At 74.9% G+C, this 23,273-nt stretch carries 17 protein-coding genes, 2 rRNA genes and 1 pseudogene; 4 read left to right on the top strand and 16 right to left on the bottom strand.

Features of this window, described 5'->3' with window-relative positions:
* Nucleotides 1–121: 121 nt before the first annotated feature.
* The 3 genes from ACWDD9_RS28110 to ACWDD9_RS28100 form a co-directional block, all read right to left on the bottom strand.
* Nucleotides 122–2,317 (bottom strand): tetratricopeptide repeat protein, encoded by a 2,196-nt coding sequence (locus tag ACWDD9_RS28110; RefSeq protein ID WP_380781871.1) that lies wholly within the window; start codon nt 2,315–2,317, stop codon nt 122–124.
* 217 nt (nt 2,318–2,534) lie between these two features.
* On the bottom strand, nt 2,535–3,182 hold the full coding sequence (locus tag ACWDD9_RS28105; protein ID WP_117490101.1) for an NUDIX domain-containing protein: 648 nt from the start codon (nt 3,180–3,182) through the stop codon (nt 2,535–2,537).
* A 95-nt stretch (nt 3,183–3,277) separates the two neighbouring features.
* Nucleotides 3,278–4,957 carry a CTP synthase gene (locus ACWDD9_RS28100; RefSeq protein WP_375875575.1) on the bottom strand — a complete coding sequence of 560 codons (1,680 nt, stop codon included), beginning with the start codon at nt 4,955–4,957 and terminating at the stop codon, nt 3,278–3,280.
* A gap of 716 nt (nt 4,958–5,673) precedes the next feature.
* On the opposite strand from ACWDD9_RS28100, the gene ACWDD9_RS28095 reads away from it, so the two are divergent.
* Nucleotides 5,674–7,671, top strand: a complete 1,998-nt coding sequence (locus ACWDD9_RS28095; protein WP_449813051.1) for a glycoside hydrolase family 15 protein — start codon at nt 5,674–5,676, stop codon at nt 7,669–7,671.
* 21 nt (nt 7,672–7,692) lie between these two features.
* On the opposite strand, the gene ACWDD9_RS28090 is transcribed toward ACWDD9_RS28095, so the two are convergent.
* The 3 genes from ACWDD9_RS28090 to yczE all read right to left on the bottom strand — a co-directional run bounded on the left by ACWDD9_RS28090 (nt 7,693) and on the right by yczE (nt 11,557).
* Nucleotides 7,693–8,859: a glycosyltransferase family 4 protein gene (locus tag ACWDD9_RS28090; protein ID WP_449813050.1), complete on the bottom strand. Its 1,167-nt coding sequence runs from the start codon at nt 8,857–8,859 to the stop codon at nt 7,693–7,695.
* Nucleotides 8,860–9,036: 177 nt separating this feature from the next.
* A complete protein-coding gene (gene recN, locus ACWDD9_RS28085; protein WP_198959457.1) occupies nt 9,037–10,770 on the bottom strand; it encodes a DNA repair protein RecN in 1,734 nt (577 codons plus the stop codon).
* Nucleotides 10,771–10,858: 88 nt separating this feature from the next.
* The gene (yczE, locus tag ACWDD9_RS28080; protein WP_074004685.1) at nt 10,859–11,557 is read right to left on the bottom strand and encodes a membrane protein YczE; all 699 of its coding nucleotides are present in this window, start codon (nt 11,555–11,557) and stop codon (nt 10,859–10,861) included.
* Nucleotides 11,558–11,688: 131 nt separating this feature from the next.
* Here yczE and yczR point away from each other — a divergent pair, with 131 nt between their 5' ends.
* Nucleotides 11,689–13,188, top strand: coding sequence for a MocR-like transcription factor YczR (gene yczR / locus ACWDD9_RS28075; protein ID WP_375875572.1), 1,500 nt, complete (start codon nt 11,689–11,691; stop codon nt 13,186–13,188).
* 134 nt (nt 13,189–13,322) lie between these two features.
* Here the strand turns inward: yczR and ACWDD9_RS28070 are convergent, their stop codons facing one another.
* From ACWDD9_RS28070 to ACWDD9_RS28055, 4 genes are all read right to left on the bottom strand, one after another.
* A complete protein-coding gene (locus tag ACWDD9_RS28070; RefSeq protein ID WP_049654720.1) occupies nt 13,323–14,228 on the bottom strand; it encodes an NAD kinase in 906 nt (301 codons plus the stop codon).
* Nucleotides 14,229–14,321: 93 nt separating this feature from the next.
* Entirely contained in the window at nt 14,322–15,128 is an 807-nt protein-coding gene (locus tag ACWDD9_RS28065) for a TlyA family RNA methyltransferase (protein ID WP_074004683.1), read from the bottom strand.
* Nucleotides 15,129–15,164: 36 nt separating this feature from the next.
* Complete coding sequence (locus ACWDD9_RS28060; RefSeq protein ID WP_074004682.1) at nt 15,165–15,407, bottom strand: hypothetical protein; 243 nt, start codon at nt 15,405–15,407, stop codon at nt 15,165–15,167.
* Nucleotides 15,391–16,272 carry a hypothetical protein gene (locus ACWDD9_RS28055; RefSeq protein ID WP_449813049.1) on the bottom strand — a complete coding sequence of 294 codons (882 nt, stop codon included), beginning with the start codon at nt 16,270–16,272 and terminating at the stop codon, nt 15,391–15,393. Before ACWDD9_RS28055 ends, ACWDD9_RS28060 begins: the two co-directional genes overlap by 17 nt.
* Before the next feature lie 179 nt (nt 16,273–16,451).
* Here ACWDD9_RS28055 and ACWDD9_RS28050 point away from each other — a divergent pair, with 179 nt between their 5' ends.
* On the top strand, nt 16,452–16,799 hold the full coding sequence (locus tag ACWDD9_RS28050; protein ID WP_049654726.1) for an SCP2 sterol-binding domain-containing protein: 348 nt from the start codon (nt 16,452–16,454) through the stop codon (nt 16,797–16,799).
* A 36-nt stretch (nt 16,800–16,835) separates the two neighbouring features.
* Here ACWDD9_RS28050 and ACWDD9_RS28045 read toward each other — a convergent pair whose 3' ends face one another.
* Together ACWDD9_RS28045 and ACWDD9_RS28040 are read right to left on the bottom strand one after the other, a co-directional pair.
* Complete coding sequence (locus tag ACWDD9_RS28045; RefSeq protein WP_449813048.1) at nt 16,836–17,873, bottom strand: HAD-IIA family hydrolase; 1,038 nt, start codon at nt 17,871–17,873, stop codon at nt 16,836–16,838.
* A 143-nt stretch (nt 17,874–18,016) separates the two neighbouring features.
* The gene (locus ACWDD9_RS28040) at nt 18,017–18,715 is read right to left on the bottom strand and encodes a tetratricopeptide repeat protein (RefSeq protein ID WP_387831210.1); all 699 of its coding nucleotides are present in this window, start codon (nt 18,713–18,715) and stop codon (nt 18,017–18,019) included.
* 92 nt (nt 18,716–18,807) lie between these two features.
* On the opposite strand from ACWDD9_RS28040, the gene ACWDD9_RS28035 reads away from it, so the two are divergent.
* A complete protein-coding gene (locus tag ACWDD9_RS28035; protein ID WP_082345921.1) occupies nt 18,808–20,178 on the top strand; it encodes a DUF1015 family protein in 1,371 nt (456 codons plus the stop codon).
* Nucleotides 20,179–20,297: 119 nt separating this feature from the next.
* On the opposite strand, the gene ACWDD9_RS28030 is transcribed toward ACWDD9_RS28035, so the two are convergent.
* From ACWDD9_RS28030 to ACWDD9_RS28015, 4 genes and pseudogenes are all read right to left on the bottom strand, one after another.
* Nucleotides 20,298–21,182: a tetratricopeptide repeat protein gene (locus tag ACWDD9_RS28030; protein WP_375877814.1), complete on the bottom strand. Its 885-nt coding sequence runs from the start codon at nt 21,180–21,182 to the stop codon at nt 20,298–20,300.
* A 396-nt stretch (nt 21,183–21,578) separates the two neighbouring features.
* Nucleotides 21,579–22,475 (bottom strand): annotated as a pseudogene (locus ACWDD9_RS28025) (hypothetical protein); the annotation flags it as partial.
* Nucleotides 22,476–22,955: 480 nt separating this feature from the next.
* Nucleotides 22,956–23,072 (bottom strand): 5S ribosomal RNA (rrf, locus tag ACWDD9_RS28020).
* A gap of 108 nt (nt 23,073–23,180) precedes the next feature.
* Nucleotides 23,181–23,273: ribosomal RNA gene (locus ACWDD9_RS28015) — 23S ribosomal RNA — on the bottom strand; the annotation flags it as partial.

Raw genomic sequence — 23,273 nt, 5'->3', positions numbered from 1 at the left:
GTCAGCCTTCCAAAGTGAATAAATTTTCCGAACACATTGGCAGATTCGTAGGCTTCCCCTGCGACTTACCCACCAAAGACGTCGTAACCGGGCACTTCCGACAATACCTCCGAAAGGCCCATCACCACCCGGCGTCGACGCGTTCCCGCAGGTCCGCGAGGGCTCCCCCGACGGCCTCCAGGCCCCGCTCGTCGCCCAGCCGGCGCAGCACCGCGAGCGCGGCCCGGTACTCCCGGTCGGCCTCGTCGAAGCGGCGCTGCGCGGTGTGCGCCTCGGCCACCCGGGCGAGCAGCCGGGCCTCGGCCGCGTGGTCCCCGAGCGCCTGCCGCAGGCCGAGCGCCCGGCCGTACCAGTCGGCGGCCCGCACCGCGTCGCCCAGCGCCCGGTGGCAGTTGGCGGCGCTCTCCAGGGCCCGGGCGCAGAGCGGTTCGTCGTCGGCCCTCCGGGCGTGCTCCAGGGCGGCCCGGTAGTGGGCGGCGGCCTGCTCCCAGCGGCCCGCCGAGGCCTGGAGGTCGCCCAGGTTGAGCAGCGCGGCCGAGGCCCGGCGGGGCCGGCCGTTGCGCTCGGCGACGGTCAGCACCAGCTCGTGCAGCCGGTAGAGGTCGGTGGGGGCGGCGGCTCCGGTCAGCGGCAGGGCCCGCAGCAACGCGGTGACCAGCCGCCCGGCCGATCCGTCCAGGTCGCCCTGGCCGATCGCGTCGGCCACCGCGCCGAGCAGCAGCTCCCGCTCGCCGAGCAGCCACTCGCGGGCGTGCGCGGCCGAGCGCAGCCGCAGCGGGGCGGGCAGCGGGTCCTGGCCGGAGCCGGGGCCGGCCGCCGGGTCGAGCAGCGCGCGGGCCGACTCGGTGAGCCGGACCAGCCGCTCCAGCAGCCGGGCCCGGGCCAGCTCGGTCTCGGTGGGCCGGTCCTCCTGCTCGCGCAGCCGGACCAGTCGGGGGTAGAGCCGCCCGGGCACCCGGTAGCGCGGGGTGCCGTCGGCGGTCGGCGCCTCCTCGCCGAGCAGCTCCCGCTCGGCCAGCGCGGCCAGCGTCGCGGCCGCGTCCGGCACCGGGCAGCCGACCAGGGCGGAGGCGGTGCGCGGGTCGGCGGTCTGCGCCGGGGCCAGGGTGAGGGTGCGCAGCATCCGCGCCTGGGCGGCCGGCAGCCCGCGGTACAGCAGGCTGAACGCGCCGAGCAGCGGATCGTTGTCGGGGACGGGCACCGGCTCGGCCGGCTCCGGGCCGGGCTTCACCCAGGCCGCCGGGTCACCGGCCGACTCGGTCACCGCGGCGGCGGCCGCGGCGGGCTCACCGGCCCGGCCCTCCGCCGGCTTCCCCGGGGCCGCCTTCCCCGAGGGGCCCCGAGCGGCCCCGCCCGGCCCGGCGGCTCCGGCCGCTCCGGCGGGCCCGGCCGAAGGGGCACCGGAGGCCTTGGCCGCCCGCTCCCCCTCCTTCTTCTTCGGCGCCCTCCCCTTCTCCTTCTCCTTCTCCTTCGACGAAGCAACCGCGGCGGCCTCGCCGCCCGCGGCCGGCTCCGCGACGGCCCCCGTGACCGCCGTCTCCTCCCCCACCACCCGGTTGAGCTCGCGCGCCGCCTCCGTGACCGCGATCTTCGGGTTCCCGCGCAGCCACCCCGCCATCAGCCGCAGCGCGGCCGGCCGGGAGGCGCAGGCCTCGGCGAGGTCCGCCCCGCCGACCGGGTCGCAGGAGATCCGGGTGCCGCCGACCAGGTCGGCCAGCAGCTCGCCGGAGGCCTGCCGGTCCAGCCCGCCGAGGATCACCGGGTCGATGTCCTCGATCCCGGTGAGCGGCCCGGCCGTGGTGGCGAGCACCAGGCAGCCCGGTTCGTCGGCGAGCAGCGGCCACACCTGCCCGGCGTCCCGGACGTCGTCCAGGACGAGCAGCACCCGCAGCCCGGCGAGCGCCTCGCGCAGCGCCACGCAGCCCGGCTCGTCCCGCCCGTCCTCGCCCGTCCCGGGCAGCGGCACGGCGGTCTGCGGGTCGAGCTGCTCCAGCAGCAGCCGGGCGGCCCGGGCGGGCGGCACCCGGCCGCCGTCCGGGGCGGACAGCCGGACGAACAGCACGCCGTCCGGGTAGTCGGCGGCGACGGTACGGGCGAAGCGGGCGGCCAGTACGGTCCGTCCGGAGCCGGGGCGCCCGGCCAGCACCAGCACCGGGCAGCGCCCGCTCGCCGGGCGGGCGGCGGCCGCCCGCAGCGCGGCCAGTTCGGCGCGCCGCCCGACGAACAGCGTGGGTGCGGCCGGCAGCCGCTCCAGGCCCGGGACGGCCCCGGCGGGCGCGCCGGGGCCGGGGTCCATCGTCGCCGTCTTCCTCGCCACCCGTGCCACTCCCGACGTCATCCCGCGCTCGGCATCCGACACCCGGCTTCCGGTGCCCGGCCTCCGGAGTTCAGCGGAGGCGGCCCGGGACGGGCGCCCTGTCTGCGAAGCGTAGTTCGACCGTCCGGCTCAGCCGAGGTGACATCCGGTCGTACGAATCCGCAAATCACCCCAACGACTCAACGACCGGCGGCCGGCCGTCCCCCGACCGGCCGACTCAGGCCTCGAAGGGGCGGGCCGGCCAGGGCGAGTCCGCCGGGCGCAGCGCGTCCAGCCCGTCCGGGCCGGTGAGCGCGGCGTGCACGGCGAGGGTGCCGGTGACCAGGGTCGGGTTGTGCAGCTTCCCGGCCTGGATCAGCCGGATCAGCTCCGGCACCGGCACCCAGGCGACCTCGATCTCCTGCTCCTCGCCCTGGGCCGCGTAGCGCTCGCCCTCGGCCGGCGCCAGGTCGGTGGCGAGGAACATCCGCAGCGCCTCGTCGGTGCCGCCCGGGGAGGTGTAGTAGTCGGCGAGGATCCGCCAGGTGCCGGCCTTGCAGTACGCCTCCTCGTACAGCTCGCGCTGCGCGGCGTGCCACGGGTTCTCGCCGGGCACGTCGAGCAGGCCGGCGGGCAGCTCCCACAGCCGCTGGCGCACCGGGTGGCGGTACTGGCGCAGCACCAGCACCCGCTGCTCGTCGTCCAGGGCGAGCACCGAGACCGAGCCGGGGTGGGTCTGGTAGTCGCGGCGGGCCCAGCTGCCGTCGGGCATCCGGACCTCCTCGCTGCGGACCCCGGTGACCTTGCCCTGGAAGGGCGTCCCGCCGGCCCGGACCTCCCACTCCTCGGCCACGTCGGCGATCCCCTGGCGGCTCTGCTCGTCCATCGCTCTCCCCTTTTCGTCAGTACGACACAATCTAACGCCGAACGGCGGCCCCGCGGGAATCGCGGGGCCGCCGTTCGGTGAACGACCGGGGAGGACTACTCGGAGACCGCGGTCTTGATCTCGATGGCCGCCTTGACCAGGCCCGCGAACAGCGGGTGCGGGCGGGTCGGGCGGGACTTCAGCTCCGGGTGGGCCTGGGTGGCCACCAGGTAGGGGTGCACCTCGCGCGGGTACTCGACGTACTCGACCAGGTCGCCCTTGGGAGAGAGGCCGGAGAACTCCAGGCCGGTCTTCTCCAGGTCCGCGCGGTAGGCGTTGTTGACCTCGTAGCGGTGGCGGTGGCGCTCCTCGACGTACTGCTCGCCGCCGTAGACCTCACGGACGATCGAGCCCTCGGCGAGCTTGGCCGGGTACAGGCCCAGGCGCATGGTGCCGCCCAGGTCGCCCTTGCCGTCGACGATGGCCAGCTGCTCGGCCATCGTGGAGACGACCGGGTGCTTGGCGGCGGCGTCGAACTCGGTGGAGTTGGCCTCGGGCAGGCCGGCCAGGTTTCGGGCCGCCTCGATGACCACGCACTGCAGGCCCAGGCACAGGCCCAGCAGCGGCACCTTGTTCTCGCGGGCGAAGGTGATCGCGCCGACCTTGCCGTTGACGCCGCGGTCGCCGAAGCCGCCGGGGATGCAGATCGCGTCGACGTCGCCGAGCTGCGCCCGGGCGCCCTCGGGGGTCTCGCAGTCGTCCGAGGTGACCCACTTGATCTCGACCCGGGCGTTGTTGGCGAAGCCGCCGGCGCGCAGCGCCTCGGTCACCGACAGGTACGCGTCCGGCAGGTCGATGTACTTGCCGACCAGGGCGACCTTGACGATGTGCTGCGGCTCGTGGACGCGGCGCAGCAGGTCGTCCCAGGTGGTCCAGTCGACGTCGCGGAACGGCAGGTCCAGACGGCGCACCACGTACGCGTCCAGGCCCTCGCCGTGCAGCACCTTGGGGATGTCGTAGATCGACTTGGCGTCGATGGCCGCGACCACGGCCTCCTCGTCCACGTCGCACATCAGCGAGATCTTGCGCTTGATCGCCTGCGGGACCTCGCGGTCGGCGCGCAGCACGATCGCGTCGGGCTGGATGCCGATGTTGCGCAGCGCGGCGACGGAGTGCTGGGTGGGCTTGGTCTTCAGCTCGCCCGAGGGGCCGATGTACGGCAGCAGGGAGACGTGCACGAAGAACACGTTGTCCCGGCCGACCTCGTGGCGGACCTGGCGGACGGCCTCCAGGAACGGCAGCGACTCGATGTCGCCGACGGTGCCGCCGACCTCGGTGATCACGACGTCGACGTCCTCGGTCGCCATCCGGCGGATCCGGGACTTGATCTCGTTGGTGATGTGCGGGATGACCTGGACGGTGTCGCCCAGGTACTCGCCGCGGCGCTCCTTGGCGATGACCGTCGAGTACACCTGGCCGGTGGTGACGTTCGCCGAGCCGTGCAGGTTGGTGTCCAGGAACCGCTCGTAGTGACCGATGTCCAGGTCGGTCTCGGCGCCGTCGTCGGTGACGAACACCTCACCGTGCTGGAACGGGTTCATGGTGCCCGGGTCCACGTTGAGGTAGGGGTCGAGCTTCTGCATCGTCACGCGCAGGCCGCGGGCCTTGAGCAGCGCGCCGAGGCTGGAGGCGGTCAGCCCCTTTCCGAGCGAAGAGGCGACACCCCCGGTGACGAAGAGGTGCTTGGTCGTCACGGCGCGGCCGTTCGCTGCCTTGCCGGAATGGGGCTGTGCCAAGAGGGGGCTCCCGTGGGTCGCGTGTCGAAGCAGACGTGGGCGGGAGGCTCGGGGTTCGCCGTGACGGGAGGCCGGCTCGGTGCGCGGCGCTCACTGGGTCGTCGGTTCGGCTGGTCCGGGGCGTTTGATCCCGCCGGTCCACGGGATACCAGGGTATCAGTGACGCGACCCGGACGCCGATCGAGGCACGCGCACCGCGCCGGGAGCGCGCGCGGGGCGCACGACCGGCGCATCACACGCCACAGGTTTCACACCGGTCGCACAACCCGCCGGACCGGGCCAGAGCGCGGTGTCCGTCCGGACCATCCCGGCTCCCCCTGCCGGGCCAGGCGGAGGTGATCCTTCCGGACCATCCTGCGCCGCGCCCTCGCGATGCACGGCATTTCCGCCGAATTGCGGCGCCACACCGGGCTGCGTCCGCGTGCTTCGCCCCTTTCGTCCGTCGTAAGCTGCTCGGACGCATCGCCGACAGCACGAGCACGCGGAGGGCGTGGGAGGGTCAGGACACTCCCGGTCCCCGATGCGCGACCGGACCTCCCCGTATTCCCGCTCATCCCCACCCACTCCAGGGGCTCGACCGAGCCCCGCGGACACTCCAGCAAGGCCCGCCACCACCCCCGGCAGGCCGGACGTCCCGGGGTGGACCTCCGGCCCCGCAGACCGCTCGCTCCCTCCGCTCGCCGATGCCCTGACCACATTGCGAACTGGAGATCCACGTGGCCGGCCGTATCGAGGACTACGCACTCATCGGGGACATGCAGACCGCTGCCCTGGTCAGCAGGGACGGGGCGGTGGACTGGCTCTGCCTTCCCCGCTTCGACTCGCCGGCCGTGTTCGCCGGCCTGCTCGGCACCGATGAACACGGCTTCTGGCGGATCGGCCCGGCCGAGGCCGTCGTCACCTCGGTCCCCCTCCCCGCGACGGCCCCGGCCCCCTCGCCCGCACGGGTCCGCATCGCCGAGACCGCCGACCTGCGGGTGCCCCCGCCCACCGCCGCCGCCCCGGCCGTGCCCGCCGACCGCCGCCGCTACCGGGGCGACTCGCTGATCCTGGAGCAGGAGTGGGACGCCCAGGGCGGCACCGTCCGGGTGATCGACTTCATGCCGCCGCGCCCGCTGGCCGGCAAGGACGCCGTCCCCCAGGTGATCCGGATCGTCGAGGGCGTCTCCGGCACCGTGCGGATGCGCTCCGCACTGCGGATGCGCTTCTCCTACGGCCGGGTGGTCCCCTGGGTGCACCGCGTCGAGCAGGCCGACGGCGGCCACCGCACCGTCGCCGTGGCCGGCCCCGACTCGGTCTGGCTGGACGGCAGGGCCGAGACCTACGGCCGCGACCTCACCACCTACGCCGACTTCACCGTCACCGCCGGGGAGCGGATCGCCTTCGCCCTCACCTGGCAGGCCTCCCACCTCGACGCGCCCAAGCCCCCGGACGCCGAGGGCATGCTCGACGCCACCGCCGACTTCTGGCACGACTGGGCCGACCAGTGCACCTACCAGGGCCCCTACCGCGAAGCCGTGATCCGCTCCCTGATCACCCTCAAGGGCCTCACCTACGCCCCCACCGGCGGCATCGTCGCCGCCCCCACCACCTCCCTCCCCGAGGACATCGGCGGCGAACGCAACTGGGACTACCGCTACACCTGGCTGCGCGACGCCGCCATCACCCTCTCCTCCCTGCTGCGCACCGGCTACCGCGACGAGGCCAAGGCCTGGCGCGAATGGCTCCTGCGCGCCGTCGCCGGCGACCCCGAGAACCTCCAGATCATGTACGGCATCGCCGGCGAGCGCGAGCTCACCGAGTCCTCCCTCGACTGGCTGCCCGGCTACGAGGGCTCCCAGCCCGTCCGCATCGGCAACGGCGCCGCCGGACAACTCCAACTCGACGTCTACGGCGAGGTCGTCGAAGCCCTCCACCTCGCCCACATGACCGGCCTCGTCCGCAACGACCACGCCCACCAGCTCCAACTGCGCCTCATCGACTACCTCGAGGACCACTGGCAGAACCCCGACGAGGGCATCTGGGAGGTCCGCGGCCCCCGCCGCCACTTCGTCCACTCCAAGGTGATGGCCTGGGTCGCCGTCGACCGCACCATCAAGCTCCTGGAGCAGACCCCCGAGGACGAGCCCACCGGCGGCCACCTGGAGCGCTGGCGCGCGCTGCGCGACACCATCCACGCCGACGTCTGCGAGAAGGGCTACGACCCGGAGCGCAACACCTTCACCCAGTACTACGGCGGCAAGGAACTGGACGCCTCGCTGCTGCTGATCCCCCAGGTCGGCTTCCTGCCCGCCGACGACAAGCGCGTCATCGGCACCATCGAGGCGATCCAGCGCGAACTGTCCACCGAGGACGGCTTCGTGCTGCGCTACCCGACCCACGACGAGTCGGGCAACAACGTGGACGGCCTCTCCGGCCACGAGGGCGCCTTCCTGGCCTGCTCGTTCTGGCTGGCCGACGACCTCGCCATGATCGGCCGGGTCCAGGAGGCCCGCGAGCTGTTCGACCGGCTGCTCGCGCTGCGCAACGACGTCGGCCTGCTCGCCGAGGAGTGGGACCCGCGCCTCAAGCGCCAGGTCGGCAACTTCCCCCAGGCCTTCAGCCACGTCCCGCTGATCGACACCGCCCTGCGGCTGACCGCCTGCGGCGCGGCGTACCTGTCCGCCCAGCCGGACGGGCCGGCCACCGACCGGGCCGAGCGGGCCACGGTCTAGGTCCGCCGCCCGGGAGACGGTCTAGCCGCGCTGCACCAGCTCGTCGTAGGTGCTGAGCACCTGGGCGACGGTGGCGGCCTCGTCCGGCCAGGTGTCGGCCTGCTGCCGGCCGGCCGCCACCTGCCGCTCGCGGCGGGCCGGGTCGACCAGCAGGGCGCGCACCGCGCGGCCGAGCGCCGCCGGGTCGCCGGGGGGCACCAGCTCGGCGGCGTCCCCGACCAGTTCGGGGATGCCGCCGACAGCGGTGGCGACCACCGGCACGCCGGCCCGCATCGCCTCCTGCACCACCAGCGAGCGGGCCTCCCAGCGGCTGGAGACCACCACCACGTCGGCGGCGGCCAGCAGGTCGGGCACGTCCGTCCGATAGCCGAGCAGCCGCACCGGCAGCTTCTCCGCGGCCGCCCGCTCGCGCAGCGCGCCCGCCTCCGGGCCGTCCCCGGCGAGCAGCACGAGCGGCTCCGGGTCCAGCGCGGACAGTTCCCGGGTGGCGTCCAGCAGCAGCCCGAAGGCCTTCTGCGGGACGAGCCGGCCGACCGCCAGCACCAGCGGACGGTCCGGGCCGTCGCCGAGCAGCGCGGCGCGCGCCTCGGCGCGGCCGAGCAGGCCCTCGGGCATCGGCGGCGCCGCGACCGGGCCCAGTCGGGCGTCGGTGGCTCCCAGTTCGCGGGCCCGGGCGACCAGGTCGGAGGAGGCGCCGAGGACCAGGTCGGCGGCGCGCGCCACCCGGCGCTCCATCAGCCGCTGCAGCCGGCGCTCCATGCCGGTGGCCAGCAGCGCGTGGTGCGAGGTGACCACCAGCGGGGTCTCGGGCCGCAGGCCCGGGAAGCGGCCCGCGGTGCGCAGCGCCAGGTCGGACAGCAGCCCGGCGCGCAGCCCGTGGGCGTGCACCACGTCGGCGCCGGTGAAGGCCCGGCGCAGCTCGCCGATCGCGGTGGCGTCGCTGCGGGCTCCCGCGGTGGGGGTGATGTCGACGGTGTGGAACCTGGCGCCCGTACGGGAGAAGCCGAACAGCGCGTCCGTGCCGGCCGGCGCGCAGACCGTGACGTTCACCCCGTGTGCGACCAGGCCCTGGGCCAGGGAGCGCACGTGCGCACCGATGCCGCCGGTGCTGGCGGCCAGGACGAGTACCACGTGCAGCTGCCCCGGTTCGGGGACGGCCGCGGTGGCCCGGGCGGCGGAATGGTCCACGTCGTCTCGCATCCGACTCGATCAGGTTCGCGCGCCGCTTCGCGAGGATTGCCCGCCCGGCGGCGCTCGGGGCTGGGAAGCCAGTGTCCAGCCGCCACGATGCCAGGTCGGCGGCCCTCTTGGACAGTCGGCGCCACGGGGGCGCGTCGCCGACGTCCGGGGGGCCGCCGGCCCCGGCTAGCGGCGGCGCGGGGCCCGGGCCGCGGCCAGCAGTTCCTCGGCGTGGGCGCGGCCCAGTTCCGAGTCCTCCAGGCCGGCCAGCATCCGGGAGAGTTCGCGCACCCGCTCCTCGTCGTTCAGCACCTTGACACCGCTGCGGGTCACGGTGCCGTCGTTGGTCTTCTCCACCACCAGGTGCCGGTCGGCGAACGCGGCGACCTGCGGGAGGTGGGTGACGACCACGACCTGGGCGGACTCGGCGAGCTTGGCCAGCCGGCGGCCGATCTCGACCGCGGCCTTGCCGCCGACGCCCGCGTCCACCTCGTCGAACAGGTAGGTGGGGACGGGGTCGGCGCCCGCGAAGACCACCTCGACGGCGAGCATCACGCGCGACAGCTCACCGCCGGAGGCGCCCTTGGCGATCGGGCGCGGCTGGGCGCCGGGGTGCGGGGCGAGCAGCACCTCGACCTCGTCCACGCCGTGCGGCCCGTACGCGACGGTGCGCCCGCCGACCTCGATCCCGGCCAGGTCGTCGACCTGGCCGATCGCGAAGGTCACCCGGGCGTGCGGCATGGCCAGTTCGGCGAGTTCGGCGGAGACCGCGTCGGCGAACCGCCCGGCCGCGGCGTACCGGGCCTGCGACACCTCGGCGGCCAGCTCGGCCAGCTCGGCCCGCAGCTCGCTCTCCCGGGCGCCGAGCTCGTCGATCCGGTCGTCGTCGCCGTCGAGCTCGGCGAGCCGCACCGCACTGGCCTCGGCCCAGGCGATCACCTCGGCGAGCGAGTTCTCCTCACCGCCGTACTTGCGCAGCAGCTGGGCCAGGACGGCCCGGCGGTCCTCGACGGCGGCCAGGCGCACCGGGTCGGCGTCCAGGTCGTCCGCGTAGCCGGCCAGGTCGCCGGCCACGTCGGCGAGCAGGTAGCCGACCTCGTTGAGGCGGTCGGCCAGGGCGGCCAGCCGCTCGTCGTGGTGGCGCACCGCGTCCAGGGCCCGGCGGGACTGGGCGAGCAGGGTGCCCGCGTCCAGCGCCTCCGGGTCGACCGGGTCGCCGGCCAGCGCCGCGTGGGCGAGGGTCGCGGCGGAGGACAGCGCGTCGGCGTGGCCGAGCCGCTCGGCCTCGGCGGCCAGCTCGGCGTCCTCGCCGGCCACCGGCTCGGCGGCGGCGATCTCGTCCAGGCCGAAGCGCAGCAGGTCGGCCTCCTGGGCGCGCTCGCGGGCCCGGGTGGTCAGCTCCTCCAGGGTCGCGGAGACCTCGCGCAGGACGCGGTAGGTCTCCCGGTAGCGGGCCAGCGGTCCGGCCACCGAGGCGCCCGCGTACCGGTCCAGCGCGCCGCGCTGGCGGGCCGGGCGCAGCAGGCGCTGCTGGTCGGTCTGGCCGTGCACGGCGATCAGGTCCTCGCCGAGTTCGGCGAGCAGCCCGACCGGGACGGACCGGCCGCCGACGTGCGCCCGGGAGCGGCCCTCGGCGGAGACGGTCCGGCTGATCAGCAGCGCGCCGTCGTCCAGTTCGGCCCCGGCCTCGAGCGCGCGGACCGCCGCCGGGGAGCCGGGGGGCAGCTCCAGGCGGCCCTCCACGACGGCGCGTCCGGTGCCGTTGCGCACCAGGCCCGGGTCGGCGCGTCCCCCCAGCAGCAGGCCGAGGCTGGTCACGACCATGGTCTTCCCGGCGCCGGTCTCACCGGTCACGGCGGTGAAGCCGGGGGCGAGTTCGACCACCGCGTCGTCGATGACCCCAAGATCCCGTATCCGCATCTCGTCCAACACGGAGACGACCTTACGAGGTTCCGCCCCCGGCGCGCGACGAGCGACAACGGCGCGCGGCAACTCCGTGCCCGGAAGTTCATCCCTTCCGGGCGTCCTCGGCGGGCACCGGGACGGTGCACCAGGGCAGCAGGAGCTGCACCAGCGGGCCGATGGCCAGCGCGTACGCGACGGTGCCGGCCCCGGCGGTGCCGCCGAGCAGCAGCCCGGCGGTGAGGACCGTCACCTCGATGCCGGTGCGGATCAGCCGCAGCGAGCGGCCGGTGCGCCGGTGCAGGCCGGTCATCAGGCCGTCGCGCGGGCCGGGGCCGAGCCGGGCGCCGATGTAGAGGCCGCTGGCCAGGCCGTTGAGGGCGATCGCCGCGGCCGTCAGCGCGATCCTGGCGGGCAGGGCGCCGGGGCCGTCGACGACCCGCAGGGTGAGGTCCATGGCCGCGCCGATCACCAGCACGTTGGCGACGGTGCCCAGGCCCGGGCGCTGGCGCAGCGGGATCCACAGCAGCAGGACGAGGGCGCCGCAGATCGTCACCCAGGTGCCGACGGAGAGGCCGATGGTGCGCTGCAGGCCCTGGTGCAGGACGTCCCAGGGGTCGAGGCCGAGGCCGGCGCGGAGCATCAGCGCCATGCTCACGCCGTACAGGGCGAGGCCGACGAACAGCTGCGGTATCCGGCGGCCGAGGGCGTGGGTGTCGCCGAACACCCGGACGGCGAGCGTCCGCCCGGCGGCCGGTCCGGGTCTGGTGGGGGTGGCTGATCCTGGTGTGGTCGTGGTGGCCAAGGCCTGCTCCTGCGGTGGTGCTGCACCACCGGGGCGCCCGGTGGTGGCGGCCGGCATGGCCGCCCTGCCATGATGGCCAGTCCAAAGCTGCCCGCTCCAGGGCCAATCCCGAGCAAGTGGACTTTTCAGCCATGGTCGACTGGCACACCACCGTCACCCCGCCCGCACTCGCGCGGCTGCTCACCACCGCCCGGCTCCCCGAGCCGGCCGCCGCCCGCCGCCCCGCCTACCGCACCCTGGCCGGACAGATCCGGCTGCTGGTCACCGAGGGCCGGCTGCCGGTCGGCGCCCGGCTGCCCGCCGAACGCGAGCTGGCCACCGCACTGGCGATGAGCCGCACCACCGTCGCCACCGCGTACGAGACCCTGCGCGGCGACGGCTACCTGCGCAGCCGGCGCGGCGCGGGCAGCTGGACCGCCCTGCCCGAGGGCGCCCCGCCGCCCGGTGAGGCCCTGCACCCCGTCCCGCCGGACGAGCAGGGCCGCATCCTCGACCTCGGCGTCGCCGCCCCGCCCGCCCCCCAGCCCTGGGTCGGCCAGGCCGCCGCCCGGGCCGTCGAACAGCTGCCGTACTACGCCGCCGGGCACGGCCACTACCCCACCGGCGTCCCGGTGCTGCGCGAGGCCGTCGCCCGCCGCTTCACCGAGCGCGGACTGCCCACCACCCCCGACCAGATCCTGATCACCACCGGCGCGATGGGCGGCCTGCACCTGCTCCAGCGGGCGCTGGTCGGCCGCGGCGACCGGGTCGCCGTCGAGGCGCCCAGCTACGCCCACACCCTCCAGGCGCTGCGGCTGGCCGGCGCGCGCCTGGTCCCGGTGCCGTACACCTGGACGCCGCGGCCCACCTGGGACCTCGACGAGTGGCGGCGGGTGCTGCGCGGGGCCGGCCCCCGGGTCGCGTACGTGATCCCGGACTTCCACAACCCGACCGGCGCGCTGATCGACGAGGAGCAGCGCCGGGAACTGCTGGCCGCCGCCAGGGCCGCCGGGAGCATCGTGCTGGCCGACGAGACCACCGCCGAACTCGGCTGGGGCGTACCGCCGTCCACGCCGCTGCCGCGCCCGACGGCGGCCCTGGACCGCGCCGCCCAAGTGGTCACCGTCGGCTCGGCGGGCAAGCTGCTCTGGGGCGGCCTGCGGATCGGCTGGGTCCGGGCCGCGCCCGCGCTGGTACGCCGGCTGGCCACCGAACGGGTCTACAGCGACGTCGGCACCCCGGTGCTGGACCAGCTGATCGCCGCCGAGCTGCTGGGCGATCCGCTGCCCGACGTGCGGGAGCACCAGCTGACCCGGCTACGGGCCACCGCGCGGGCCTTCGCCGCCGCCCTGCCCGAACGGCTGCCCGGGTGGAGCTTCACCATGCCGTCGGGCGGGCTCTCACTGTGGGTCTCCACCGACGGGCTGTCCGGCGCGGCGCTGGCCCGGGCCGGGGAGCGCAGCGGGGTCCGGATCGCCTCCGGCAACCGCTTCGGTTCGGACGGCGCCTTCGAGCACCACATCCGCCTCCCGGTCACCGTGCCCGCCGCGACCGTCCCCGCCGCCGTCGAACGCCTCGCCGACCTGGCCGCCCAGGCGGCGGCCGGCGGACGCCTCGAACCGGCGGACGAGTCCCAGCCGCTGGCGGTCTGACGGCCGCGCGGCGCGGCAAGTCCCTTGGCGCGCGGGAACTTTGGCGCGTTCGCGCGGGCCGCGGCCGGCCGTTCCGCAGTCGGACGAACCGCGTCCGTACGGGCCGCGGTCGGCCGTGCCGCGGCCCGCCGCGGCTACTGGTGGTCGGCCCGGCCGCGCCAACCCGTCACCGGCAGCGCGAACTTGGCCACCAGCCGGTCGGTGAACGGCGCCCGGTGCAGTCTGGCCAGCCGCACCGGCGTCCGGCCCCGGCGGACCTCCACCCGCGCCCCGGCGGGCAGTTCGACCGAACGCCGCCCGTCGCACCAGAGCACCCCGTGCGGGGTCTTGGGCTGCACCTCGACCGCCAGCACCGACTCCGGCGAGGTCACCAGCGGGCGGGCGAACAGCGCGTGCGCGGAGATCGGCACCATCAGCAGCGCCTCCACCTCCGGCCACACCACCGGCCCGCCGCCGGAGAACGCGTACGCGGTGGACCCGGTCGGCGTCGCGCACACCACGCCGTCGCAGCCGAAGTTGGAGACCGGACGGCCGTCCACCTCGGTCACCACCTCCAGCATCCGCTCCCGGGACGCCTTCTCGATCGAGGCCTCGTTCAGCGCCCAGTCCTCGTGCACCACGTCGCCGTTGGTGCGGACGATGACGTCGATCGTCATCCGCTCCTCGACCTCGTAGTCGGCGTCGACCACCCGCTCGACGACCACGGCCAGGTCGTCCCGCTCGGCCTCGGCGAGGAAGCCCACCCGGCCCAGGTTGATCCCGAGCATCGGCAGCCCGTGGGAGCGCGCCAGCTCCGCCCCGCGCAGCAGCGTCCCGTCCCCGCCGGCCACCAGGATCAGCTCGCAGCCGTCCGCCGCCCCGGGGCCCTCGGTGACCTTCTCGACGCCCTCCGGCAGGTCCAGGTCCACCGCCTCGGCTTCCAGCAGTCTGATCCGGAGCCCCACCTTCAGCAGCCCGTGCACCAGGGCCTCGACGCTGCGCAGCGCCGTCTCCCGGCCGGTGTGCGCGATCAGGAAGACCGTACGTTCTTCATCGCTCATGCCGCTGCCCTCTCCCTAACGCCTGCCGGGTCGCCCTTGGTCCCGGGGCGGCCGCGCCATACGACATGACGGGCCGGACGCTCGCAAGGCACCCTACCGGGGCCCCTCCGCCACGGCCCGGTCCGCGTCCGCGGGGTCCAGCCGCGGAGCGTCACGGCGCAGCCAGAGGAAGTACTCGACGTTGCCGGACGGCCCCGGCAGGGGGCTCGCGGTGACCGCGCGCACGCCCAGCCCGAGCTCCCACGCCTGCCCCGCGACCTGGCGCACCATCTCGGCGCGCAGCTGCGGGCTGCGCACCACCCCGCCGCTGCCCAGCCGCTCCTTGCCGATCTCGAACTGGGGCTTGACCATCAGCACCAGGTCCGCGTCCTCGGCCGCGCAGGAGGCGAGGGCCGGGAGCACCAGGCCGAGCGAGATGAACGACAGGTCGCCCACCACCAGGTCGACCCGGGTGCCGCCGATCAGCTCCGGCGTCAGCTCGCGCACGTTGGTGCGGTCCATCACGGTGACCCGCTCGTCGCTCTGCAGCGACCAGGCGAGCTGCCCGTAGCCGACGTCCACCGCCAGCACGTGCGCGGCCCCGGCCCGCAGCAGCACATCGGTGAACCCGCCGGTGGACGCGCCCGCGTCCAGCGCCCGGCGGCCCTCGACGACCAGGCCCTGCGGCACGAAGGCCGCGAACGCGCCGGCGAGCTTGTGGCCGCCGCGCGAGACGTAGTCGGGGTCGTTCTCGTCCTTCGCCACCACGACCGCCGCCGAGGTCTCCACCTGGGTGGCCGGCTTGGTCGCGGTGGCGCCGCCGACCGTCACCCGGCCGGCGGCGATCAGCTCGGACGCGTGCTCACGCGATCGGGCCAGCTTGCGGCGGACCAATTCCGCGTCGAGTCGACGTCGTGCCACTGCCACTGGTGTTTCAGCTCCTACGGATCCTGCGGGTCATTCCTGGTCGAGCGCGGCCAGTGTGTCGACGAGCCGCTGGTGAACATCTTCGTACACCGCGACGTGTGCCTCGGCGGGGACCCCGTCCAGGGCCTCCAACCGGGCCAGTCCGGCGTCCACCCCGGGGTGGCCGGTGGGGAGCAGCTCGACGCCGAGCGGCTCGGCGGGGAGCACCGCGTCGAGCGGTGCCGGCGGCCCGGCGTGCCGGACGGACCGGGGCGGTTCACTCGTCTCGGGCATCGGGCTTCTTCTCGTCGTCGGACTTCTTCGGGTCGCCGGGCTTCTTCGTGCTGGTGGCCTTGCGGACGGTGGTCTTCCTGGTCGCCGCACGCTTCGCGGGCGTCCCGGGCTCGGTTCCGGCCTCGGCCTGCCGGGGGGTGGCGGACTTCTTGACGGTCGTCGTCCGCTTCGCGGCGGCCTTCCCGGCCTGCGTCGTCTTGGCCGGCGTCTTCTTCGCCGGGGTGGCCTTCTTCGCCGTGCTCTTCTCGGCGGCGGCCTTCCCGGCGGCGCTCTTCCCGACGGCGCTCTCCTCCGCCGCGGGCTCCTCCCGCGGGGCCGGGGCGACCGCGGACACCCGCGGGACGGACGAGACGGGCGGGACCGGCGGGTCGACCTCGACCGGCTCGTCCACCTCCACCCGCTCGGCGACTATCGGCTCACCCACCGTCCGGGCGGCCGACCGCTCCTCCTCGGCCTCCCACCCGCGCCCGAAGAGGTCGCCGGCCCGCGGCGCCGGCACCGGCTCCTCGGCCCCGTACGCCCCCGGCCCGGCCGCGGCCGCCGGGGCCTCCTCCTCGACCTCGCGCAGCTTGGTCTCCAGGTACGCCAGCACCACGCCGACCTTGGTCACCTGGTCGCCGACCTTCTCGAAGACCTTCTCCGCCTCGTTGCGCGCCACGCCGACGGCCAGGTCCACCCCGGCCCGCCCGGCGGTGACCGCCTCCCCGGCGAGGGTCTGCAGGGTCTCCACCGACGGCGGGAACTGGCCGCCCAGCCTGCGCTCGACCCCGGCGACGTCGACCCCGGCCTTCTCCAGGATCGAGCTCGCCGTCCCGACGACCAGCTTGCCGACCTCCTCGACCACGCCGGCGGCGGTCTCCACCACTCCCCGAACCGTCCTCGGCAGCATCCGGGTGCCTCCCAATCGCCTCTGGGCGTCGCTCCGTCGCCCTCAGTACCCGGGCGCCGTTCCGGGCACCCCACCGACGACGCTACCGCCAAAACCCGCCTGAGGTACCGTGGCCCGCAGTCAGCACCGTAGTGACCGGGGGAGGGAGCCGGCCCGTGGCGAACGCCGAGGAGTGCCGGGAGGCGCTGGAGCAGCTCAGCCGGAACATGACGAAGTCCACCGGCGACGTCCGCAAGGCCGCGGCCCTCGACCGCTCGCTCAGCTGCCGGATCACCGACCTCGACCTGACCTTCACCGGGCGGCTGCGCGACGGCCGGATCCAGGACGTGGTGGTGGCCCCCGGCGCCCCGGCCGGGAAGGCGGAGATCCGGCTCACCATGAGCAGCGACGACCTGGTCGCGCTGGTCGGCGGGCGGCTCAACTTCGCCTCCGCGTGGGCGAGCGGCCGGGTCAGGCTGGAGGCGGGCTTCCGCGACCTGCTGCGGCTGCGCACCCTGCTCTGACCCCGGCCGCCGTACCCGCCGACCGCCGGACCGTCCTCAGAACCCCAGGTCGGCCAGCGCCTTCCGGCCGTCCACCGGCGCGCCGCCCGCGTCCAGCACCGTCCACGCGGCCGCGCACAGCGCCCGCAGGCCGTCCCAGCGGTCCCCGGCCCCGGACAGCCGCAGCACCCCGGCCTCGACGCCCGCGACCCAGCCGCCGCACCCGAAGCCGCCGTCCACCGGCGTCACCGCCGGGTGCGGGACGAGCAGTCCGCGCAGGTCCGCCGCCAGGTAGGTCGGCCGGTGCTCGACCGGGGCCGCCAGCAGCAGCTCCGGGGTGGTCACGCCGGTGAACACCAGCAGGCTGTCCACCCCGCCGTTGAACGCGCCCTCGATGTCGGTGTCCAGCCGGTCCCCGACCACCAGCGGCCGCTCCGCGCCGGTGCGCAGCACGGTCTCCCGGTGCATCGGCGGGAGCGGCTTGCCCGCCACCTCCGGCTCCACCCCGGTCGCCGCCCGCACGGCCGCCACCAGGGTGCCGTTGCCGGGCGCGATGCCGCGGGCCCTCGGCACCGTCAGGTCCAGGTTGGACGCCACCCAGGGCAGGCCGCTCTGCACCGCGTACGCGGCCTCCGCGAGGTCCGTCCACCCCACCGAGGGGTCGAAGCCCTGGACCACCGCGAGCGGCCCGTCGGCCAGCGAGCGGACCGCGACCAGCCCCAGCTCGGCCAGCGCCTCCTCCAGCCCGAGACCGCCCACCACCAGCACCTTCGAGCCGGCCGGCACCTTCTCGGCGACCAGCCGGGCGGCGGCCTGGGCCGAGTTGATCACGTCGGTCGGCTCGGCCGGGACGCCCAGCTCGGTCAGGTGCTCGGCGACCACCCGCGGCGGGCGGGAGGCGTTGTTGGTCACGTACGCGAGCCGCATCCCGGCCGTCCGGGCCGCGTCCAGGGCGTCCACCGCGTGCTCGATCGCGTGCGCGCCGGCGTAGACCACGCCGTCCAGGTCGAGCAGCGCGGTGTCGTACGCGTCGGTCAGCGGCCGCTCGCTGCCTCCGGGGGCGGTCCGTCGCACGGGGGTGGCCGTCTCGGTCATGGCTGCGCTACCTCATTCACTGCGTCGTCGTTCACTGCGTCGTCCGTGTCGCACGTCCTCGTGCGTCAGGGTGTCAGGGCGTCCGGTACGGCCTCCGGCCCGGCGCCTCGTACCGCGTCCGGCCGGGTCGCGGCGCCCACCGGTCAGGCGCCGCCGTCGGCACCGGCGGTGCCCGCCGTTCCGCCGGCCGGGCCCTCGGCGCCCGCCGGGGGCTCCACGTACCCGGGGGCTCCCGGCAGCAGCGGGCCGTACGCCCCGGCGCGGGCCGCCAGGGTCGCCCTGGTCTGCCGCAACGCCTGCCGGTAGTGGTCGGACTCCGGCCGCATCGCCACGGCCAGCGCCAGGTGCTCGGCGGAGGTCTCGAAGTCGCCCAGCCGGGCCGCCGAGACGCCCCATCCGAACTGAGCGTAGTCGTCCGCCGGATCGGCGAGCGCCACGGCACGGAAGTTCGCCAGCGCCGCCGCGTACGAGCCCGCGTCGAACTGGGCCCGCGCCAGCGCCTCCCGGATGCTGCGCGAGTGCGGCTCGGCCGCCACCGCCCGGGCGAGCAGCTGCTCGGCGGCCGCCGGATGCCCCTGCGCCAGCAGCTGGGCGCCCCGGCGGAACCAGTCGTAGACGTCCCCGGTGGGTTCCCCGGAGCGGCTCTGCCGCGGCACCCCGCCGGTCTCCGTACCCGCCTCCGAGCCTCCCTCCGAACCGACCGGCACCGCACCGGCCGTCGAACCGTCGCCCGGCACGCGGCCCGGCACGCCGTCGGCCGGAGCGTCCCCGCGGGTGGCACCGACCGGCCCGCCCGACTCGGCCGGGCCGCCGCCGTCCACCCGTTCCTGCCCGTCGTCCATGCCGTACCTCGCCCTCGGTCGCACACCCGCCCCACAGATCGGCACGGGTATTCCGATCTCTCAACAACGCGTACCCGGTTACGATGCCCAGAATGAGCACACCCAGTGCAGAAGACGGAGTCGAGACTCCCGAGGGCGGCCCCGGCGATCCCGGGCACGTCGCCACCGCCGGCCTGTCCCTGTCCCCCTTCCGCGGCCTGCGCTACGTCCCCGACCGGGTCGGCACCCTGGCCGCCGTGACGTCCCCGCCGTACGACGTCGTGGACCCGGGCCGCCGGCTCGACCTGGAGACCGCCGACCCGCACAATGTGGTCCGGCTGATCCTGCCCAGGCCCGAGCCCGAGGACGCCGGCGACCGCCCCGACCGCGACACCCGCTACCGGCACGCCGCCCGGCTGCTGGCCGCCTGGCAGCGCGAGGGCGTCCTGGCCGCCGACCCCGAGCCCGCGATCTACGTCTACGAGCAGCGGCTCCCGGCCACCGCCGACTCCCCCGAGCTGCTCCAGCGCGGCCTGATCGGCGCCCTCGCGGTGAGCGGCCGCGAGGGCGGCGTGGTGCTCCCGCACGAGGACGTGATGCCCCGGCCGGTCGCCGACCGGGTCGGCCTGATGCGCACCACCCGGGCCAACCTGGAACCGCTGCTGCTCACCTACCGGGGCGGCGGCGGCGCCTCCGGCGTGATCGAGCGGACGGTCGAACGCGAGCCGCTGCTCTCCACCGCCACCAGCGACGGCACCCACCACCGCCTGTGGGCGGTCACCGCCCCGGCCGAGATCGCCGAGATCAGCCGCGACCTGGCCACCTGCCGGGCGCTGATCGCCGACGGCCACCACCGCTGGGAGATGTACCTCCGCCTCCAGCGCGAGCACCGCCACCTGCCGCGCAGCCCCTGGGACCGCGGCATGGTGCTCCTGGTGGACACCGCCCGCTACCCGCTGCGGGTCCGTGCCATCCATCGCGTGCTGTACCGGCTGCCGGTGGCCGAGGCGCTGGAGCGGCTCGGCGACCAGTGGAAGGTCAAGGAGGTCCCCGGGCCGCTGTCCGCCGCGCTCCAGGCCCTCGCCGAGCAGAAGCGGCACGGCGGCAACGGCTTCGTCCTGACCGGCGGCGACGGCGTCTACTGGCTGCTCGGCGAGCCCGAGGAGTCCCTGCTCGACGCCACCGTGCCGCACGGCCGGCCCGAGGAGTGGCGCCACCTGGACGCCACCGTCCTGCACGCCACCCTGCTGGACCGCACCTGGCACGTTCCCGACGGCCCGGACGACATCGGCTACCTGCACACCGCCGTGGCCGCCGAACAGGAGGCCGCGCGCACCGGCGGCACCGCCGTCCTGCTGCACCCGGTCCGGGAGTCCGTGGTGCGACGGCTGGCCGAGCAGGGCGTCACCATGCCGCGCAAGTCCACCTCCTTCGGGCCGAAGCCGGCCACCGGGCTGGTGCTGCGCAACCTCGCGCTGGGCTGACACCGCGCGGGGCCGACACCTCGGCCGGCCCGGACACGGGCCGGAACGCCGTGAGGCCCTGCCGTTCCCGGAGTTTCCCGGGGAACGGCAGGGCCTCACGGCGTTTGCCTGGGAGCTGCTCAGCTCTTGTCGGCGTCGGCGTCGGCCTTGGCGGCCTTCGACTCCTCGGCCTCGGCGGCCTCGGCCTGCTGGGCGCGCTCGGGGACGACGCCGTCGAAGTCGTCGTCGATCTCGAGGTCGTCCTCGTCGTAGAACTCCTCGACGTCCTCCTCGTCCTCGAAGATCACGCGGTCCTCGGAGTGGTCGCCGCCACCGCGCTTCTTCTGCACCGGGGCGTCCGTCGACTCGGCCTCGTCCTCGGCCAGCTCCGGGTCGAGCGTGTCGGTGAACTCCACGCCGTCGATCTCGGCCAGCCGCTCCGAGGCGTTGGTGGTGCCGTCGGTGTCGGCCTCGGCGGCCTTGGCGAACCAGTCACGGGCCTCGTCGGCCCGGCCGGCCGCGATCAGGGCCTCGGCGTAGGCGTACCGCAGACGCGCGGTCCACGGCTGCACGGAGTTGGAGGCCAGCTCCGGGCTCTGCAGCGTCACCACGGCGGCGTCGAACTGCTCCATGTCGGCGCGGGCACCGGCCGCCACCAGGCGCATCTCGACCTGGCCGGCCTTGTCCAGCTGCTTCACCTCGGGCTCGCCGGCCATCGCCAGCGCCCGCTCCGGACGGCCCAGACCGCGCTCGCAGTCGGCCATCACGGGCCACAGGTCCGCCCGGCCGGTCATCCGACGGGCGGCGCGGAACTCGGTCAGCGCCTCGGAGTAGCGCTGCGTCATGTACGAGGCGAAGCCAGCCGCCTCACGGACGGCCGCCACGCGGGAGGCCAGACGGAGCGCGATGCGCGAGTACTGGTAGGCCTCCTCCGCCTCGCCGTCGAGCAGGCGGGCCACCATCACCAGGTTGCGGGCGACGTCGTCCGCGAGGGTCTTGGGCAGGCTCTTGAGCTCCTGGCGCACGTCCGCGTCCAGCTCGTAGCCGGTGACGTCCTCCGGGATCGGCAGACGCTTGACGGGCTCGTAGTTGCCCCGGCGGTCGTCGTACTCCCGGCGGTCGCCGCCGCGCTCGTCCCGGTCACGGCGGTAGCCGCCACCCGACGGGCGGTCGTCACGGCGGAAGCCGCCGCGGTCGCCACCACGGTCGTCGCGGCGGAAGCCGCCACGGTCGCCACCGCGGTCATCGCGGTTGAAACCGCCCGAGGGGCGGTCGTCACGACGGAAGCCACCGCCGGCCGGACGGTCACCACGGTCGCGGTTGAAACCGCCACCCGACGGACGGTCGTCACGACGCGGACGGTCGTCACGGTCGTCACGACGGAAACCGCTCGGGCGGTCGTCACGGCGGAAGCCACCGCGGTCGCCGCCACGGTCATCGCGGTTGAAACCGCCGGAGGGGCGGTCGTCGCGGCGGAAGCCGCCACGGTCGCCACCGCGGTCATCGCGGTTGAAGCCACCCGAGGGGCGGTCGTCACGGCGGAAGCCACCGCCGGCCGGACGGTCACCACGGTCGCGGTTGAAACCGCCACCCGACGGACGGTCGTCACGACGGAAGCCGCCACGGTCGCCGCCACGGTCATCGCGGTTGAAACCGCCGGAGGGGCGGTCGTCGCGACGGAAGCCGCCACGGTCGCCACCGCGGTCGTCACGGTTGAAACCGCCGGAGGGGCGGTCGTCACGGCGGAAGCCACCGCCGGCCGGACGGTCACCACGGTCGCGGTTGAAACCGCCACCCGACGGACGGTCATCGCGGCGGAAACCACCACGGTCGCCGCCACGGTCATCGCGGTTGAAACCGCCGGAGGGGCGGTCGTCACGACGCGGACGGTCGTCACGGTCGTCGCGACGGAAACCACCGGACGGGCGGTCATCGCGGCGGAAGCCGCCACCGGAGGGACGGTCGTCGCGACGGAAACCGCCACCGGAGGGGCGGTCGTCACGGCGGAAGCCACCGCCGGCCGGACGGTCACCACGGTCGCGGTTGAAACCGCCACCCGACGGACGGTCATCGCGGCGGAAACCACCACGGTCGCCACCGCGGTCGTCACGGTTGAAGCCACCCGAGGGGCGGTCGTCACGGCGGAAGCCACCGCCGGCCGGACGGTCACCACGGTCGCGGTTGAAACCGCCACCCGACGGACGGTCATCGCGGCGGAAACCACCACGCTCGCCGCCACGGTCGTCACGGTTGAAACCGCCCGACGGACGGTCGCCGCGGTCGCGGTTGTACCCGCCGGTGGGGCGGTCGTCACGGCGGAAGCCGCCACGGTCGCCACCGCGGTCGTCGCGGTCGCGGCCGTACCCGCCGCCCGACGGACGGTCGTCACGACGCGGACGGTCGTCACGGTCGTCGCGACGGTAGCCGCCGGAGGGGCGGTCATCGCGGCGGAAGCCACCGCGGTCGCCGCCACGGTCGTTGGACCAGCCCCCGCGGGACCGGGGCTCGTAGCCTCGGCCGTCGTCCGATCGACGCTCGGGACGGTCCTGGGGCTGGTTCGACATCGTGGTGACTCCTTCTGCTGCTTCAGCTACACCGCGGGCGGAGCATGCGACTCCACCACCGCCACGCGGCTTCGACGCCGGCCTGCTGGCCCGCGTACCTTCTCCATTGTCCGACATGCCGGGACCCTCCGCGTCTGGGCGGAAGTCCCGCTTTTGCCGATCTTCTTCACGTTCGCCAAAACACAAAAAGGCCGCGGCCCCAGCGAGTCGCTGGGGCCGCGGCCTTGAATAATTGTTCGGCGGCGTCCTACTCTCCCACAGGGTCCCCCCTGCAGTACCATCGGCGCTGTGAGGCTTAGCTTCCGGGTTCGGAATGTAACCGGGCGTTTCCCTCACGCTATGACCACCGAAACCCTATCGGGTATTCAGCGAAACACACTTTTCAGTTGATAAGTGTTTCTTTGTTCGCCGGTGATAACTGTTCGTTACCCGGGAACCACACAGTGAACGCGAGCGTCTGAGGACAAGCCCTCGGCCTATTAGTACCGGTCAACTCCACCCCTCACAGGGCTTCCATATCCGGCCTATCAACCCAGTCGTCTACTGGGAGCC

It is taken from the genome of Kitasatospora sp. NPDC001119 (assembly GCF_053598475.1).
The sequence above is the reverse complement of the archived record's forward strand: the minus strand, read 5'-3'. Positions and strand labels throughout refer to the sequence as shown.